A 16236-nucleotide genomic window follows, 5' to 3' on the forward strand; every position below is an offset into this window, starting at 1 on the left:
AAGATGGCCGACGAGGTTATTTGGCATTTGACAAGTGCACGCTGTTGAGTTCTCAAGGATCAGACGCACCCACCCACCAACCACCACACAAGGCAGCCAGCACAGCAGGGCAACTTCACTATTCTAGCTCTCGGTTCTCGACCCGTCAAACTGACGTTCCTCGCCTCGAGGGCTACCCTTCCCGGCCCGAGAGCCGTCCGGACCAGATCCTGATCCAGTGGAGGGGGTTCGTTCTCCGCTTGAGGGGGCGGGGCCTCTCGGCCGCTCCGCTCTACCCTTTGGGGCGAACAAGAGATACTCTACGTCGGACTCGCGCCGGCTGGCCAATCGGCCGTGTCTCCCGGGCGTGTCGCGGTCACGGATCCGCGAGATTCCGGGGTGAACCGCCACCGCGCTAGCGTTGACCGCATGAGCGAAGAACGATGGGTGTGGGGCGTGGGCCTCGCGACGCTTGCTGACGACGGAACGATGCTGGACACGTGGTTCCCCTCCCCCGCTGAAGGCCGCATCCCGCTCGGCTACGACCCGCAGATGCCGCCCGACGAGCTCGAGCGGCTCGCCGTCGCCGACGCACGGCGATCCGTCACCGTCGAGGTGGTCACCGTCGAGATCGAACTTGACGTGGCGCCGGCATCCACGGCCGACGCGTACCTGCGCCTGCACGCGCTTTCGCACCGGGTGGTCCGCCCGAACGAACTGAACCTCGATGGCATCTTCGGTCACCTTCCGAACGTCGCATGGACGACGGCGGGGCCGATGCACCCCGATGCACTCACGCGCCTGCGGCCGTTCCTCGCACGCGACGGCATCCAGGTGCAGGGACTCGACAAGTTCCCCCGCCTGCTGGACTACGTCACTCCGGCCGGCGTTCGCATCGCCGACGCCTCGCGCGTGCGGCTCGGCGCGTATCTCTCCCCCGGGACCACGGTCATGCACGAGGGCTTCGTGAACTTCAACGCCGGGACGCTCGGTCAGAGCATGATCGAGGGCCGTGTCTCGCAGGGTGTCGTGATCGGCGACGGCAGCGACATCGGCGGTGGCGCCTCCATCATGGGCACCCTCTCCGGCGGCGGAACGCACAAGGTCTCGGTCGGAGCCCGCACGCTCCTCGGCGCGAACGCCGGCATCGGGATCTCACTCGGAGACGACTGCATCGTGGAGGCCGGCTTGTACGTCACCGCCGGCACCAAGATCGTGGTGGCAGACGCGCCGCCGCGCGCCGAGGGCGGCCCTCAGGTGGTCAAGGGGTCCGAGCTGTCAGGACGCGACGGCCTGCTCTACCGCCGCAACTCCGTGACGGGCGCCGTCGAGGTCGTTCAGCGCGCCGGCACCGGCGTGACACTCAACGAGGCTCTGCACGCCTGATCGCCCCAGAGCGGAATCGGCCCGGACGCGTCAGCGTACCGGGCCGATTCTTCGGGTCGTGCGCTCACGCAGTGCCGGGATAGTCGCGCTCGCGAGCGCCCACGTACAGCTGCTGCGGACGGCCGATCTTGGTCTGCGGGTCCCCCGAGGCCTCGCGCCACTGCGCGAGCCAACCGGGAAGACGTCCGATCGCGAACAGCACCGTGAACATGCGCGTGGGGAACCCCATCGCCTTGTAGATCACGCCGGTGTAGAAGTCCACGTTCGGGTAGAGACGGCGCTCCTTGAAGTAGTCGTCGTTGAGAGCGATCTCTTCGAGCTGCTTGGCCAGGTCGAGCAGCGGATCGCTCACCCCGAGCGCCTCGAGCACTTCGTCGGCGGACTCCTTCACGAGCTTGGCGCGCGGGTCGTAGTTCTTGTAGACCCGATGGCCGAAGCCCATGAGCTTGACGCCGTCCTCCTTGTTCTTGACCCGCTCGACGAAGCGCTGCACGCTCTCGCCGGAATCGCGGATCTGGCCGAGCATGTTCAGCACGGCTTCGTTCGCCCCGCCGTGGAGCGGCCCGTAGAGCGCGTTGATGCCGGCCGAGATCGACGAGAACTGGTTGGCGCCGGTCGAGCCGACCAGGCGGACGGTGGACGTAGAGGCGTTCTGCTCGTGATCCTCGTGGAGGATCAGCAGCCGCTCGAGCGCGCGTGACATGACCGGGTTCACGTCGTACACCTCGCTCAGGACGCCGAAGTTGAGCTTGAGGAAGTTGTCGACGAATCCCAGCGAGTTGTCGGGGTACAGGAACGCCTGCCCGATGCTCTTCTTGTGCGCGTAGGCGGCGATCACCGGCAGCTTCGCCAGCATGCGGATCGTGTTGAGCTCGACGTGCTCGGGGTTGTTCGGGTCGGATTCGTTCTCGTAGTAGGTCGAGAGCGCGGCTGTCGCCGCCGACAGCACCGACATCGGGTGCGCGGTGTGCGGGAGCGCGGAGAAGAAGCGCTTGAGATCCTCGTGCAGCAGGGTGTGTCGACGGATGCGGCCGTCGAACTCGGCGAGCTCGTCGGCCGTCGGAAGCTCGCCGTAGATCAGGAGCCACGCCACCTCGAGGTAGGTGCTGTTCTTCGCCAGCTGTTCGATCGGGTACCCGCGGTAGCGCAGGATGCCCTGGTCGCCGTCGATGTAGGTGATCGCGGACTTGGTCGCCGCGGTGTTCACGAAGCCGTAGTCCAGTGCCGTGTGCCCGGTCTGTCGCGTGAAGGTGGAGATGTCCACGCTCGGGGTTCCGTCACTCCCGCGCAGCAGCGGGAAGTCGGCCGTTTGTTCGCCGATCGTGAGGGTGGCCTTCTCCTGCTGGGTGCCCGCGTCGCTCACGGCGCCTCCTCGCGATTTCTGGTCGTGCCGGGGGTGTCGTCCCGCCCCTGCGGGGACGCAATGGCGTGTCCGCGAGGAACGAGGAGCGGGGACGGAGATGCCGCACCGCCGCTCATACAGCCTAGTGCGCCACCGCGCCTACTGCTGACACGGCCAAAGGGACGGAGCATCCGGTGGAGGAATCCTCACACCGACGCCGACAGCCGCGCAGCCGCTGCGGCGACGCGCTCGTCGGTGGCGGTCAGCGACAGCCGGATGTGCTGCGGGAAGTGGGTTCCGTAGAAGTGACCGGGACCGGCCAGGATGCCGAGATCGGCGAGCCGGCCCAGGCTCTCCCAGGCATCACGACCCTCTGTCGCCCACAGATACAGGCCCGCCTCGCTGCCGTCGATCCGGAAGCCGGCCGCCTCCACAGCGGGCCTCAGCACGTCTCGGCGGCGGCGATACCGCTCCTTCTGCTCGACCACGTGCCGGTCGTCGCCCAGCGCCGCGACCATTGCGGCCTGCACCGGGAGCGGCAGCATCAGACCGAGGTGCTTGCGTCCCGTGAGCAGGCGCGAGACGAGCTCAGGGTCGCCGGCCAGGAATGCCGCGCGGTAGCCCGCGAGATTGGACTGCTTGCTGAGCGAGTACACCGACAGGATGCCACGCAGCTCGCCGTCCGTCACTCGAGGATCCAGCGACGAAGGGATTCGGGTCCAGTGCCAGGGCTCGTCCCAGCCGAGCTCGGCGTAGCACTCGTCGGAGACCAGGACGGCGCCCAGCTCACGCGCGCGCGCGACGGCCGCGCGCAGCGCCGCGACGTCCAGCACCCGCCCGTCGGGGTTGCCGGGCGAGTTCACCCACGCCAGCCGTGTGCCCACCGGCCACGCCGCCGGATCGTCTGAGGCGACCGGCGTCGCGCCGACCAGACGCGCGCCGACCTCGTATGTCGGATACGCGGCTCGCGGATGGACGACGACATCGCCGGGGCCGAGGTCGAGCAGCAGCGGCAGCAGCGCCACGAACTCCTTCGACCCCACGGTCGGCAGAACGTGATCGGCCGTGAGTCCCGGAACGCCGCGCCGGTGCGCGTACCACTGCGCGATCGCCGACCGGAGAGCGGGCGTGCCGACGGTCTGCGGGTAGGCGTGCGCGTCGGTTGCGGCGCGCAGCGCCTCGGCCACGACATCGGGCGTCGGATCGACCGGCGACCCCACCGACAGGTCGACGATCCCGTCGGGATGCGCGCGAGCGAGCGCAGCGTACGGCGCGACGGCGTCCCAGGGGTAGTCGGCGAGGTCGGCGACCCCCACGTCAGTGTTCCTGCGGTGGCAGTGCGGCGATGATCGGGTGGTCCTTGTGGATCACGCCCACCTTGGCCGCACCGCCGGGCGAGCCCACATCGTCGAAGAACTCGACGTTGGCCTTGTAGTAGTCCTGCCACTCGTCGGGCAGGTCGTCTTCGTAGTAGATCGCCTCGACCGGGCAAACCGGCTCGCACGCACCGCAGTCCACGCACTCGTCCGGGTGGATGTACAGCGACCGGTCACCCTCGTAGATGCAGTCCACCGGGCACTCGTCGATGCAGGCGCGGTCCTTGACATCGACGCAGGGAAGAGCGATCACATACGTCACAGGACCAGTCTAGTTGCGCGGCCCCGGCTCGGGTCGCCGTCGGCGACCGGTCCCGCGAGCGATGCCGGCGGTCAGTGTGAGACGGTGCGCGCGGCGCCCCGCCGCGTCCGCTCGGGCCACGCGACGATCACCGCGACGAGGATCGGCACCGCGAAGGTCCATGCGACGGCCAGTTCGGTCTGCGGCACGATGACCGATCCTCCCGGCCCGCTTCCCGAGAACACCAGGGTCGCGAGCATCATGCCCAGGCCGGTGGCGAGCGTGGCCCCACGATCGGCTGTCAGCAGGCGCACGGCCAGCAGCAGCGCGGCGCATCCGATCGCGGCGAGCACCAGACCGACCGGGAGCCATGCGATCCGGTAGGCATGCGCGATCGTCCCGGCCAGCCCGTACACGGCGCCCACGAGCAGTGCGACGATCCAGGTGCCGATACGGGCGAGGACTGACGTGCGCACCCGTCGACTCTAGCCGGGCAGGAGCCTCAGCCGTGTCGCGATGCGCTCATGCTGCCCAGCCCCACAGCCGCAGGAGCGCCGCCACCAGTGCCGCCGCGACGACCACGACGAGGAACGGCGCCCGCAGCAGAAGCAGCCCTGCGGCGACGAGCACCGCCGGGACGCGAGCGTCGACGACCACGGCCTGACCGGCGCCGACGGTCTGCACCGCCACGAGCGCCGCCAGCAGCGCGACGGTGAGCAGGTCGGCGATCCGCAAGGGGCGCGGCGACTCGACCCATCGCGGCGGGATGAGGTAGCCGATGGTCTTGAGCGCGACGCAGATGATGGATGCCAGGAGCACCGCGTTCCACATGGTCATGGCATCCCCTCCCGCTCGGGAACGTCGTCGGGCTCGTCGCCCAGCGCTCCGGCGACGGCCGCCTGTGTCTCCGGTCGTCCCAGCCAGTTCGTCCATCCGACGACGATCGCCACGGCCGCGGCGATGATGACGGGCAACCCCGGCATGAGCACCGGCGTGAGGATCGTGGCGATGACCGCCGCGGCGATCCCCACCACGATCGGCTGCCGTGCACGCAGGCGCGGCCACAGCAGTGCCAGGAATGCGGCGGCCGCCGCGGCATCCAGCCCATACGCCCGCGGGTCGCCGAGCACGTCACCCAGGAGCGCGCCCGCGAGGGTCGACAGGTTCCACCCGACGTAGATGCCGATTCCCGTGACCCAGAAGCCGACCGTGCGGGCGCGCTGTCCCGTCTGAGCGAGGGACACGGCGGTGGACTCGTCGATCGTGAACTGCGCGGCCGCGGCCCGCCGCCAGAAGCCGGAGCCGATCACGGGCGACATGCGGATGCCGTAGGCGACGTTGCGCACGCCCAGGAGGGCCGCGGAGGCGATCGCCGACGGTACCGCAGGGAGGCCGCCCGCGGCCACGATTCCGACGAACGCGAACTGCGATCCGCCCGTGAACATCACGAGGCTCAGCACGCAGGTCTGCCAGACGTCGAGCCCGGAGGCCACTGCCAGCGCACCGAACGAGATTCCGTAGGCGCTGGTCGCCAGCGCGACCCCGAGACCCTCGCGTACGGCTCTGCGTGCCTCACCGGCGCTGTGCGCATCGTCGAAGTGCGCGCCGTCGACGGCATGGTGGGGACTCACCTCGTCATGCTAACGAGGGCGCGCGACATCGGCGCCGGGCCGACACGCGGTCAGTGGCCTGGTCACCACCGGAGGCGCAGCATCCGGTGGGGAACCTCTTACGCGTTGGCGTCCTGACGCTTGAGGCGCGCGGTCGTCCGGCCACGCTCGGTCGCGTTCAGCACGACCTTGCGGATGCGCACGATCTCGGGCGTCACCTCGACGCATTCGTCGTCGCGGGCGAACTCCAGGCTCTCTTCGAGCGACAGCTGCCGCGGCGGCGTCATCGACTCGAACGTGTCGGAGGTCGACTGACGCATGTTCGTCAGCTTCTTCTCCTTGGTGATGTTCACGTCCATGTCGTCGGCGCGCGAGTTCTCGCCGATGACCATGCCCTCGTACACCTCCTGCGTGGGCTGGACGAAGAACGACATGCGCTCCTGCAGCGCGATGATCGCGAAGGGCGTCACGACGCCGGCGCGGTCGGCGACGATCGAGCCGTTCTGGCGTGTCACGATGTGACCGGCCCAGTCGTCGTAGCCGTGCGAGATCGCGTTCGCGATGCCGGTGCCGCGCGTGGTCGAGAGGAACTCGGTGCGGAAGCCGATGAGGCCGCGTGAGGGGACGATGAACTCCATGCGCACCCAGCCGGTGCCGTGGTTGGTCATGTTGTCCATGCGGCCCTTGCGCGCCGCCATGAGCTGCGTGATGGCGCCGAGGTACTCCTCGGGGGCGTCGATGGTGAGGTGCTCGAACGGCTCCTTCACCTTGCCGTCCTCGCCCTTGCGGGTGACGACCTGCGGCTTTCCGACGGTCAGTTCGAAGCCTTCGCGACGCATGTTCTCGACGAGGATCGCCAGCGCCAGCTCACCGCGGCCCTGCACCTCCCACGCGTCGGGGCGACCGATGTCGACGACCTTGAGCGAGACGTTGCCGATGAGCTCCCGGTCGAGGCGGTCCTTCACCATGCGCGCGGTCAGCTTGTGGCCCTTGACCTTGCCGACCAACGGGCTGGTGTTGGTGCCGATCGTCATCGAGATCGCCGGGTCGTCGACGTGGATCTGCGGCAGCGGCCGGACATCCTCGGGGTCGGCGATGGTCTCGCCGATCGTGATGGAGTCGAAGCCGGCGATCGCGACGATGTCACCCGGTCCGGCCGACTCGGCGGGGTAGCGCTCGAGGGCACGGGTCTTCAGCAGCTCGGTGATACGGGCGTTGCTGGTGGTGCCGTCGTGACGCACCCACGCGACCGTCTGACCCTTGCGAAGCGTGCCGTTGAAGACGCGCAGCAGCGCCAGGCGACCGAGGAACGGGCTCGAGTCGAGGTTGGTCACCCACGCCTGCAGGGGCGCCTCGTCGTCGTAGGACGGTGCGGGCACGTGCTCGAGGATCGCCTCGAACAACGGCTCGAGGTCGGCGTTGTCGGGCAGTTCGCCGTTGGCGGGACGGGTACGGGATGCCGCGCCCGCACGGCCGCTGGCGTACACGACGGGCACGTCGAGCAGTGCGTCGACGTCGAGGTCGGGGACGTCCTCGTGAAGATCGGAGGCCAGGCCCAGCAGGAGATCGTGCGCCTCCTCCTCGACCTCGGCGATGCGAGCGTCAGGACGATCCGTCTTGTTCACCAGAAGGATCACCGGCAGCTTCGCCTCAAGCGCCTTGCGCAGCACGAAGCGGGTCTGCGGCAGCGGGCCCTCGCTCGCGTCGACCAGCAGCACGACGCCGTCGACCATCGAGAGGCCGCGTTCGACCTCGCCGCCGAAGTCGGCGTGGCCGGGGGTGTCGATCACGTTGATCGTGACCGGCACATCCGTGTGAGCGCCGTTGTAGGTGATCGCGGTGTTCTTCGCGAGAATCGTGATCCCCTTCTCGCGCTCGAGATCGTTCGAGTCCATCGCACGCTCTTCGACGTGCGCGTGCTCGCCGAACGAGCCGGTCTGGCGGAGCATCGCGTCGACGAGAGTCGTCTTGCCGTGGTCGACATGGGCGACGATGGCGACGTTGCGGAGGTCCGGACGGAGGGCGCGGGCCATGAGGGAATCCTTGCGAAAGTGGGAGATGCCGGAATTCGGCATCCCCCACTCTATCGGTCACGCCTGTGCGTCAGCTCGCAGCCGAGCCGCTGCGCTGCAGCAGAGCGGCCCGCGCCTCGCGGCGCACTCGCTGCTCCTCAGGGTTGGGGACGGGCACCGCGGCGATGAGTCGCTGCGTGTACGGGTCCTTCGCGCCGCGGAGGATCTCGTCACGGGTGCCGGTCTCGACGAGCTTGCCGTGGTGCATCACCGCGATGCGATGAGCCAGGATGTCGACCACGGCCAGGTCATGGCTGATGAAGAGGCAGGCGAACTGCAGCTGCTGCTGCAGCTCCTGGAGCAGATCCAGGAACCGTGCCTGCACCGACACGTCGAGCGCGGACGTCGGCTCGTCCGCGACCAGCAGCTCCGGAGCCAGCGCGAGTGCGCGTGCGATGCCGACACGCTGCCGCTGACCGCCCGAGAGCTCGTGCGGGAAGCGGTTGCGGTACGAACGGGGCAGCTCCACCTGCGTCAGCAGCTCCTCGACGCGCTTGTCGAGATCCTTGCCCTTCGCCACACCGGCGAGCAGGATCGGCTCGCCGATCGACTGACCGATCGGCATGCGCGGGTTGAGCGAGGACGCCGGGTCCTGGAAGACGATGCCGGTGCGACGTCGGATCGCGAACAGCTCCTTCTGCGAGGCGTGCGAGATGTCCGTCCCGACAGCGCTCAGCTTGCCCTCGGCGATCGGCAGCAGGCCGATCGCCGCGCGGCCGAGTGTCGTCTTGCCCGAGCCGGATTCGCCCACGAGGCCCACGATCTCACCGGGGTAGATGGCGAGGTCGATGTGCTCGGCGGCCCGGAAGGCGGGGATCCGGCCGCGCTTGGGGTAGTCGATCGCGACGTCCTCGAAGTGCAGCACGGGTGTGCGCTCGTCGATGATCTCGTCGGCTGCCTCGGAGGCCCGCTCTCGGATGGCCGACACCGCCGGCACCGTCGAGGTCTCAGTCGCCACCGCGGTGGGGCCGGCATCCGCGTCCTCCAGCACGCCGAGTCCCAGGTGCGGGACCGACGCGAGGAGCTGCTGCGTGTACGGGTGCTGCGGGTCGTGGAAGATCTTCTCGACCGTGCCGGATTCGACCACGACGCCGTTCTTCATCACCATGATGCGGTCGGCGAGGTCGGCCACCACGCCCATGTCGTGGGTGATGAGGATGATCGCCGAGTCGAGGCGCCTGTGGAGATTGCGCAGCAGGTCGAGCACCTCGGCCTGCACGGTGACGTCCAGGGCGGTGGTCGGCTCGTCGGCGATCAGCAGCAGCGGGTCGCACGAGATCGACTGCGCGATCATCGCGCGCTGACGCTGCCCGCCCGACAGCTGGTGCGGGTACTTGTGGAACGACTGCTCGGGGTTGGGCATCTCGACCATCGTGAGCAGCTCGATCGCGCGGGCCTTCGCCTCGTTCGGAGAGAGCGAGCGGTCGTGCGATCGCAGCGACTCCATGATCTGGAACCCGACGGTGTAGACCGGGTTGAGCGCCGTCATCGGCTCCTGGAAGATCACCGCGATCTCATTGCCCCGGAGCGAGCGCAGGGTGGCGTCGTCGGCACCCCGCAGCTCGCGGCCGAGCAGCTTGATCGAGCCCGTGACGCGGGCATTCTCCGGCAGCAGGCCGAGCAGAGCCATCGAGCTCGTGCTCTTGCCGGAACCCGACTCGCCCACGATCGCGAGAACCTCGCCGCGGCGCACCTCGTAGTTCATGTCGATCGCGGCGGGGTAGAACTCCCCCTCGACCCAGAACTCGACGCCGAGCGTGTCGACCTGCAGGATCGTCTCCGGCAGGACCTCGTGCGACGCGGTGGTTCCTGCGTCGATGCCCGTCGTGTCAGTCATTCGTGATGTCCCATCTGCGAAGCTTGAAGTCATGTCGTTCCAGGAGGTCCACTACCGGCCGGTCTTCGGCCGCATCCTCGCTGTCGTGACCGTTGTGGTGTGCGCCCTGGGCGTCGTCGCCGTGATCTGGTCCGACCCCGCCTCGGCGTTGCGCTACGTATGGCCGATCCTGCTCGTCGCCGTTCTGGCGTGGGCCCTGTTCTGGCGCCCCAGCCTTCGGGTGCAGGAGCACGGCATCACCGTCGAGAACGTGCTGCGCACGCGTTTCGTGCCCTGGCCCGCGATCACCGCCATCGATACGCGCTACTCGCTGACGCTGCACACCGCCGACGGTCGCGTCCCGGTGTGGGCGGCGCCGGCGCCGGGCCGTCACCGCACGCTCGGTCTCGCGCCCAAGGATTTCGACGGCATCGGCGGTTCGGCCCGAGGCGGCGCCGGCGAGCTGAGGCCCGCCGACGCCGTCACGGTGCCCAGCGGCAACCTGGCTCAGCTGATCCGCGGCCACTGGGAGCGGCTGCGGGATGCCGGAGCCTTCGCCAGCGGCGTGGACCCCGAGGCGTCGACCGCGACGTGGCACTGGGCCACGATGACGAGCCTCGTGGCCCTGGCGGTCGCGACGGTGGTCGGCCTGCTGATCTAGCAGCGCCACCGTCATCGCTCCGGGTCGAGGGGCTTGTGCTGCACGTCGCCCGGCTCTTCCGGCCGCGGGTCGTGGTAGTTGACCACATCGCCGGTGTAGGCGGTCTCGATGCCGACATCCACCATGTGGCCGTCGGTCGTCGACGGCGTGGTGTCGACAGCGGTCGGACGCGGTCCCTTGGCGCGACCGGCACGGGCCATCGCACGCTCGCTGGGCATCTTCTTCTGGCGCGGGTCGAACGCGTCGCGCAGACCGTCGCCGATGAAGTTGACGCACAGCGCGATGGCGATGATGAAGATGCCGGGCCACCAGAAGATCCACGGCCGCGTCGAGAAGGCCGCCTGGTTCTCGGAGATGATCTTGCCCAGCGACGTGTCGGGCGACTGCACACCGAAGCCGAGGAAGCTCAGCGCCGACTCGAGCAGGATGGCGCCGGCCATCAGCAGCGTCGCGTTGACGACGATCACGCCGACGGCGTTGGGCAGGATGTGCCGGAAGATGATCCGGCGGTCGCGAGCGCCGGATACGCGGGCGGCGTCGACGAACTCGCGTTCGCGCAGTGAGAGGAACTCCCCTCGCACCAGCCGGGACATGGTCGTCCAGGCGAAGAGGCCGATCACGACGCCGAGCACGGCCGCGCCGAGGCTGCCGAAGGCGTTGCCGAGCACCGATCCGATCACGATGAGCGGGATGGTGATGATGATGTCGGTGAAGCGCATCAGCACCGAGTCGGTCCACTTGCCGTAGTAGCCGGCGACCGCACCGATGACGACGCCGATGATCGTCGCCACGACGCCGGCGATCACCATGACCATGACGGACTGCTGGGTGCCGCGCATGACGACCGCGAAGATGTCGCGGCCCACTTCATCCTGACCGAACGGGTGGTCCCCGAACTGGAGCGGCCACAGGCTCAGCGTCGGGACGCCGTTGTTCACCTTCGGGGGGATTTCGTTCCACGAGTACATCCACCAGCCCGGGATGCGTAGACCCCACAGGTCCACGCCCACTGAGGTGAACGCGAGGATGATGATGAACGCCAGGACGAAGATCGAGATCATCGCTGCGCGGTGGCGGAAGAAGCGCCGCCGGACGATCTGCCCCTGGCTGAGGCCCTCGGTCTCCTTCTGCTCGATCGTGATCTCGCCGATGGCCTGAGTCTCGAGGCCGGGCTCTTGTGAAGTCGTGCTGTTCATGTCAGCCCACCTTGATTCTCGGGTCGAGGGCCGCGTAGACGAGGTCCGCGATGAGGTTGAAGACGACGGCCAGCGTGCCGGTCACCACGAAGAACGCCATCACCGGGTTGGGGTCGTGGGCGTCCAGGGCCGTGACGAAGAGGCGCCCCATACCGGTCCAGCCGAAGACCGTCTCGGTGATCACCGCGCCGCCGATGAGCGCGCCGATGTCGAACGCGATGATCGTGGTGATGGGAATCAGCGCGTTGCGGAACGCGTGGCGCACCACGACGGTGCGCTGGGTCAGGCCCTTCGATCGCGCCGTGCGGATGTAGTCCTGGTTCATGACCTCGAGCAGGCTCGCTCGCGAGTAGCGCGTGTAGCTCGCGAACGAGATCAGGATGATCGCGATCGTCGGCAGCAGCAGGTGGGTGTAGAGATCGATGCCCTGCACCCAGAAGTTTCCGCCGAGCCCGGGAGTCGAGGCCCCCACCGTTGCAATCGGACGCCCGCGGACTCGGCTGGAGTTCGCGTACGCCTCCCAGTACGAGAAGTACTTCTCGAGGGCGATGAACGAGGCGACGAAGAAGCCGACGATGGCCGTGGTCCGCACGACGGGCCCGCGATCGGGCGCGCCCATGAACCAGCCGATCGCTCCGCTGACGACCACGGCGAGGACCGCGAGCACCAGGAAGAACCAGAGGGTCATGTTGTTGAGGATCGAGTTCATCATCGGGAAGTACAGCGCGATGCCGATGACGGCGACGATCAGGGACGCGTAGAGGGCCTTGCGGTTGCGCAGACCGGTCGAGATCGCCGTGACGCCGACCGCGGTGCCCAGCGCCAGCGCCGCGTACACGACGATGCCGATGCTCGGGTCAGCGAACCACTGCGTGACCGAGAGGAACGTCAGCACCGCGGCCGTCGCAACCGCCGAGACGCCGAGGACGATCAGCCGCCGCTTCCATCTGCCGCCGATGAGCGACATCCACACCAGGCCGGCCACGACCGAGATCCCGGCGATCGCGGGTATCGAGATCGTCGGATCACCGAGCCAGTTGTTCAGCTGGATCGCACCGTACTGCTTGAGGAGCACGGCCACCCAGAAGATCGGCAGGGAGAAGAACAGGAACGCCAGCAGGGTGACGGAGTAGTCGAAGCCGGTGTACTGCCGCAGCGCCGACACGATACCGACGGTGATGCCGAGGACGATCGCCACGATCGTGGCGGTGGTGACCAGCGTCAGCGTTGACGCGATCGCATTCCCCAGCAGCGCGTTGACGGGCTGATTCTGGATGCTGACCCCGAGGTCGCCGCGGAACAGGCCGCCGAGCCACAGGAAGTAGCGCAGCGGGGGCGGGACGTCGAGATTGAGGAGCTTGGTGCGAGCTTCGATCAGCTCGGCCTTGTTGGGCGCGTTGCCCTGTCGGAGATCCTCGAGCGGGTCACCCGAGAGTGACGTGAGGATGTACATCAGGAACGTGGCGGCGAAGAGCACGAAGATCGACGCGATCAATCGCCGGATGATGAATGAAGCCATGGTGTGGCCGCCTGCCAATCGGTGAGAGAGCGCGAGCAGGCGACCGGATCGTGTCCGGTCGCGGGCTCAGCCACTCGGAGGAGTCTAACGCGGGCGGGGTGCAGGCCCCTTGGGACCTGCACCCCACCCGGTGCGCGCTCAGCCCGAGCCGGGCGCGCACCGCGCTATCGGATTACTCCTCGGAGCCGCCGTCGGTCACGGCCCAGTCCCACGCGTTCCAGAAGATCGTGGGAGCGATGATCGACGGGTCGATGTTCTCCACACGGTCGCTGTACGCGGTGACACTCGGGAACTGGAAGATGGTCACGCCGTAGAAGTCCTCCCACAGCAGGCGATCCATCTCCACCTGGAGCTCGATCTGCGTCTCCGCATCGAAGGTGCCGTTCAGCTCGGTGATGATCTCGTCAACACGCTCGTTCGAGTAGAAGTTCATGTTGTTGATACCACCGGTGACGAACGTCGGCAGCGAGTTGGTCACACCGAGGCTGGTCGACTGCCATCCGAAGAGCGATGCGTCGTAGGCGCCCGGCGTGCCGAGCAGGCCGCCCCACTCCTCAGAACCGCAGTCGGTGACGTTGAAGCCGGCCTGAGCGGCCGACGCCTGGATGAGCGCGAACTCGTTCACACGACGCGGGTTGTTCGACGCGTACAGGATGCAGACCGAGGTGTCGGTGATGCCGGACTCGGCCAGCAGCGCCTTTGCACCCTCGATGTCGACCTCGGCGAAGTCCGCCGACGTGTTGGTCGAGGCCGCCTCGTCGTAGCCCTCGGCACCCGGGACGAACAGCTGCGAGTCACGCAGGATCGCGTCGTCGCCGATGATCGGCTTGATCAGCGTGTCGACGATCTCCTGACGCGGGATGACCTTCATGAAGGCCTCGCGCGCCTTGGCGTTCGAGAAGATGTTCTGCGAGTTCTTGCCCTGGTCGAACTGCAGGTCGACGTGCTCGTACGTGCCCTCGAGACCGGTCAGGACCGTGATGCCGTCGATGCCGTCGAGCGCCGTCTTGATGTCGGCGGTCGCCTGCGGCGAGATGATGTCGACCTCGCCGTTCTCCAGCGCCTGAACCGCAGCGAGCGGGTCCGGGATGAAGCGGATCGTGATCTCTTCGATGTTCGCCGCGTTCTCACCCTTGTACTCGGGGTTCGCCTTGAGCGTGATGTACTCGTCGGCCACGAAGTCCGTGATCATGTACGGGCCGCTCGCGAGGTAGCGCTCCGGGTCGTCGGGCAGCTCGGTGAAGTTGAAGCCCGAGTTCCAGAACGACGAGATGGGCGCGAGTGCAGCCGCGTCCTCGCTCTCGATGGCATCGAGAAGAGCCTGCTTGGCCTCCTCGTTGTCTTCGATGCCGAGGGCGTTCTTGGCCACCACGTGCGCCGGGAGCGGCGGGGTGAAGACCAGGTCCCAGTCCACGAAGGGCTGGTCGAACGTCATCGTGATCGAACGGCCGTCTTCGCCGATCTCCGGCGTCTCGGACACGAGGCCCATGCCGGACTCCGGCGTGGCGCCCGAGTCGAAGTACACGACGTCGGTCGGGAACGACTCGGTGAATTCACCGGTGTCGGGGTCGGTGAAGTCGTCCGGGCTGAAGTCGGGCGTGTCCAGCGCGCGCGACAGAGCGGCCCAGTTGAGCATGAGGTCGGCCGCGTCGATCGGCGTGCCGTCCGACCAGGTGACATCCTCGGCGAGCGTGAACGTGACGGTGAGCGGGTCCTCGCTGACGAGCTCGTAGGTGCCGAACGACGTGTTCTCCACCAGCTCCGGCGTGTTGTTGTAGTAGTTGAACCCGTCGAGCGTCAGGTAGTTGATGTTGTTGTTCGCCGTGGCGTTTCCGAACGACGTGTTGCCGTTCATCGAGTAGAACGCCTGGTTCCACGCGGCGGTGATCGCCGAGCCTTCGACAAGACCCGAATCGTCGCCGGTGTCGTCGCCGCCGCCCGCGGCGCAGCCTGAGATCACCAGGGCGCCGGCTGCGGTGAGCGCCACCGCGGCCGAGATGCGCTTCATTCTCACTGTTCCTCCTGTGCAGGGTTGTGCGCACACGTCAGGCCTTGGCCGAACGGGGCGCGGATGGGAAAACCATAAGCACCCGTTGTGAGATGGTCAAAACGATGGACGAAAACGTTACAGAGCCTTAACTCAATCGACCCGAAGTGTGACAATCTGACAAGATGACGGCGACCAATCGGCTTCCGGATGTGAGGGAATCGACGATCGCGGTTCCGGTCTCGGCAGGAGAGCGTCGGCGGCTCACGTGGGAAGTGTGCCTGGTCCTCGCGATATCGGTCGGCCAGTCCGCCGTCTACTCGCTCCTGTCGCTCCTGCGCCGCCTCCTCGCGCCGGTCCCGCTGGGCTCGCAGCAGACGCAGGTGAACCCGTCGCGCGACGCACTCGCGCTGTGGGACATCGTGTACCAGCTGCTGGCGGTGTTCTTCGATCTCGCCCTCGTCGCGCTCGTGATCTACCTGCTGTGGGAGCCGGGGCAGAACGCCCTGCGCCGCATCGGCCTCGACTTCACGAGGTTCGGCGGAGACCTCGGCCGCGGCATCCTGCTCACCGCCGTCATCGGGATCCCGGGGCTCGCTCTCTACGCCGCCGGCCGCGCGCTGGGCGTGACGGTCGCCGTCGTGGCATCGCCGCTGGATGCCTCGTGGTGGACGGTGCCCCTGCTGATGCTGGCGGCGCTGCGGGCGGGGCTCACCGAAGAGGTGATCTTCATCGGCTACCTGTTCGACCGGCTCCGGCGGTTCGGCTGGAACTGGTGGGCCATCATCCTGTCCACCGCCGCACTGCGAGGTGCCTACCACGCGTATCAGGGCATCGGCGCGATCGTCGGCAACGTCGCGATGGGGATCGTGTTCGGCTGGTGCTACAAGCGATGGGGTCGCGTCATGCCGCTCGTCATCGCCCACACGATCCTCGACATCGTCGCCTTCGTCGGATACCCCGTCGCCGCCGCGCTGTGGCCGGCCGTCTTCGCCCCACCCCCCTCGCCCACTCCGACCCCGACCCCGACCCCGAGCCCGGGTTCCTGACG

General features: G+C 67.9%; 14 protein-coding genes. 3 read left to right on the top strand and 11 right to left on the bottom strand.

All coding sequences use genetic code 11. The features are described from left to right. Positions 1–408 precede the first annotated feature (408 nt). Positions 409–1365 carry a 2,3,4,5-tetrahydropyridine-2,6-dicarboxylate N-succinyltransferase gene (dapD, locus tag ACLKM7_RS00005; RefSeq protein ID WP_436444957.1) on the top strand — a complete coding sequence of 319 codons (957 nt, stop codon included), beginning with the start codon at positions 409–411 and terminating at the stop codon, positions 1363–1365. A gap of 64 nt (positions 1366–1429) precedes the next feature. Here the strand turns inward: dapD and ACLKM7_RS00010 are convergent, their stop codons facing one another. The 8 genes from ACLKM7_RS00010 to ACLKM7_RS00045 form a co-directional block, all read right to left on the bottom strand. Then, the gene (locus tag ACLKM7_RS00010) at positions 1430–2728 is read right to left on the bottom strand and encodes a citrate synthase (RefSeq protein WP_436444958.1); all 1299 of its coding nucleotides are present in this window, start codon (positions 2726–2728) and stop codon (positions 1430–1432) included. Between the two features lie 185 nt (positions 2729–2913). Further along, complete coding sequence (gene dapC, locus ACLKM7_RS00015; protein WP_436444959.1) at positions 2914–4023, bottom strand: succinyldiaminopimelate transaminase; 1110 nt, start codon at positions 4021–4023, stop codon at positions 2914–2916. A 1-nt stretch (position 4024) separates the two neighbouring features. Then, positions 4025–4345, bottom strand: coding sequence for a ferredoxin (gene fdxA / locus ACLKM7_RS00020; protein WP_219982340.1), 321 nt, complete (start codon positions 4343–4345; stop codon positions 4025–4027). 71 nt (positions 4346–4416) lie between these two features. Then, positions 4417–4800 (bottom strand): DUF6113 family protein, encoded by a 384-nt coding sequence (locus tag ACLKM7_RS00025; RefSeq protein ID WP_436444960.1) that lies wholly within the window; start codon positions 4798–4800, stop codon positions 4417–4419. 46 nt (positions 4801–4846) lie between these two features. Then, the gene (locus ACLKM7_RS00030) at positions 4847–5161 is read right to left on the bottom strand and encodes an AzlD domain-containing protein (protein WP_436444961.1); all 315 of its coding nucleotides are present in this window, start codon (positions 5159–5161) and stop codon (positions 4847–4849) included. Further along, positions 5158–5955, bottom strand: coding sequence for an AzlC family ABC transporter permease (locus ACLKM7_RS00035; RefSeq protein ID WP_436444962.1), 798 nt, complete (start codon positions 5953–5955; stop codon positions 5158–5160). The genes ACLKM7_RS00030 and ACLKM7_RS00035 overlap by 4 nt, the downstream gene beginning before the upstream one ends. Positions 5956–6053: 98 nt before the next feature. Beyond that, positions 6054–7967 carry a translational GTPase TypA gene (typA, locus tag ACLKM7_RS00040; protein WP_436444963.1) on the bottom strand — a complete coding sequence of 638 codons (1914 nt, stop codon included), beginning with the start codon at positions 7965–7967 and terminating at the stop codon, positions 6054–6056. A 70-nt stretch (positions 7968–8037) separates the two neighbouring features. After that, positions 8038–9843 (bottom strand): dipeptide ABC transporter ATP-binding protein, encoded by a 1806-nt coding sequence (locus ACLKM7_RS00045; RefSeq protein WP_436444964.1) that lies wholly within the window; start codon positions 9841–9843, stop codon positions 8038–8040. Between the two features lie 31 nt (positions 9844–9874). On the opposite strand from ACLKM7_RS00045, the gene ACLKM7_RS00050 reads away from it, so the two are divergent. Next, positions 9875–10483, top strand: coding sequence for a PH domain-containing protein (locus tag ACLKM7_RS00050; protein ID WP_436444965.1), 609 nt, complete (start codon positions 9875–9877; stop codon positions 10481–10483). Positions 10484–10494: 11 nt separating this feature from the next. On the opposite strand, the gene ACLKM7_RS00055 is transcribed toward ACLKM7_RS00050, so the two are convergent. From ACLKM7_RS00055 to ACLKM7_RS00065, 3 genes are all read right to left on the bottom strand, one after another. Then, complete coding sequence (locus ACLKM7_RS00055) at positions 10495–11679, bottom strand: ABC transporter permease (RefSeq protein WP_436444966.1); 1185 nt, start codon at positions 11677–11679, stop codon at positions 10495–10497. 1 nt (position 11680) lies between these two features. Further along, positions 11681–13198, bottom strand: a complete 1518-nt coding sequence (locus ACLKM7_RS00060) for an ABC transporter permease (RefSeq protein WP_436444967.1) — start codon at positions 13196–13198, stop codon at positions 11681–11683. A gap of 172 nt (positions 13199–13370) precedes the next feature. Then, positions 13371–15206, bottom strand: a complete 1836-nt coding sequence (locus ACLKM7_RS00065; protein ID WP_436444968.1) for an ABC transporter family substrate-binding protein — start codon at positions 15204–15206, stop codon at positions 13371–13373. A 164-nt stretch (positions 15207–15370) separates the two neighbouring features. On the opposite strand from ACLKM7_RS00065, the gene ACLKM7_RS00070 reads away from it, so the two are divergent. Beyond that, complete coding sequence (locus ACLKM7_RS00070) at positions 15371–16234, top strand: CPBP family intramembrane glutamic endopeptidase (RefSeq protein WP_436444969.1); 864 nt, start codon at positions 15371–15373, stop codon at positions 16232–16234. Positions 16235–16236 lie beyond the last annotated feature (2 nt).

This window comes from Microbacterium sp. I2, from assembly GCF_051364985.1.
Taxonomy (GTDB): domain Bacteria; phylum Actinomycetota; class Actinomycetes; order Actinomycetales; family Microbacteriaceae; genus Microbacterium.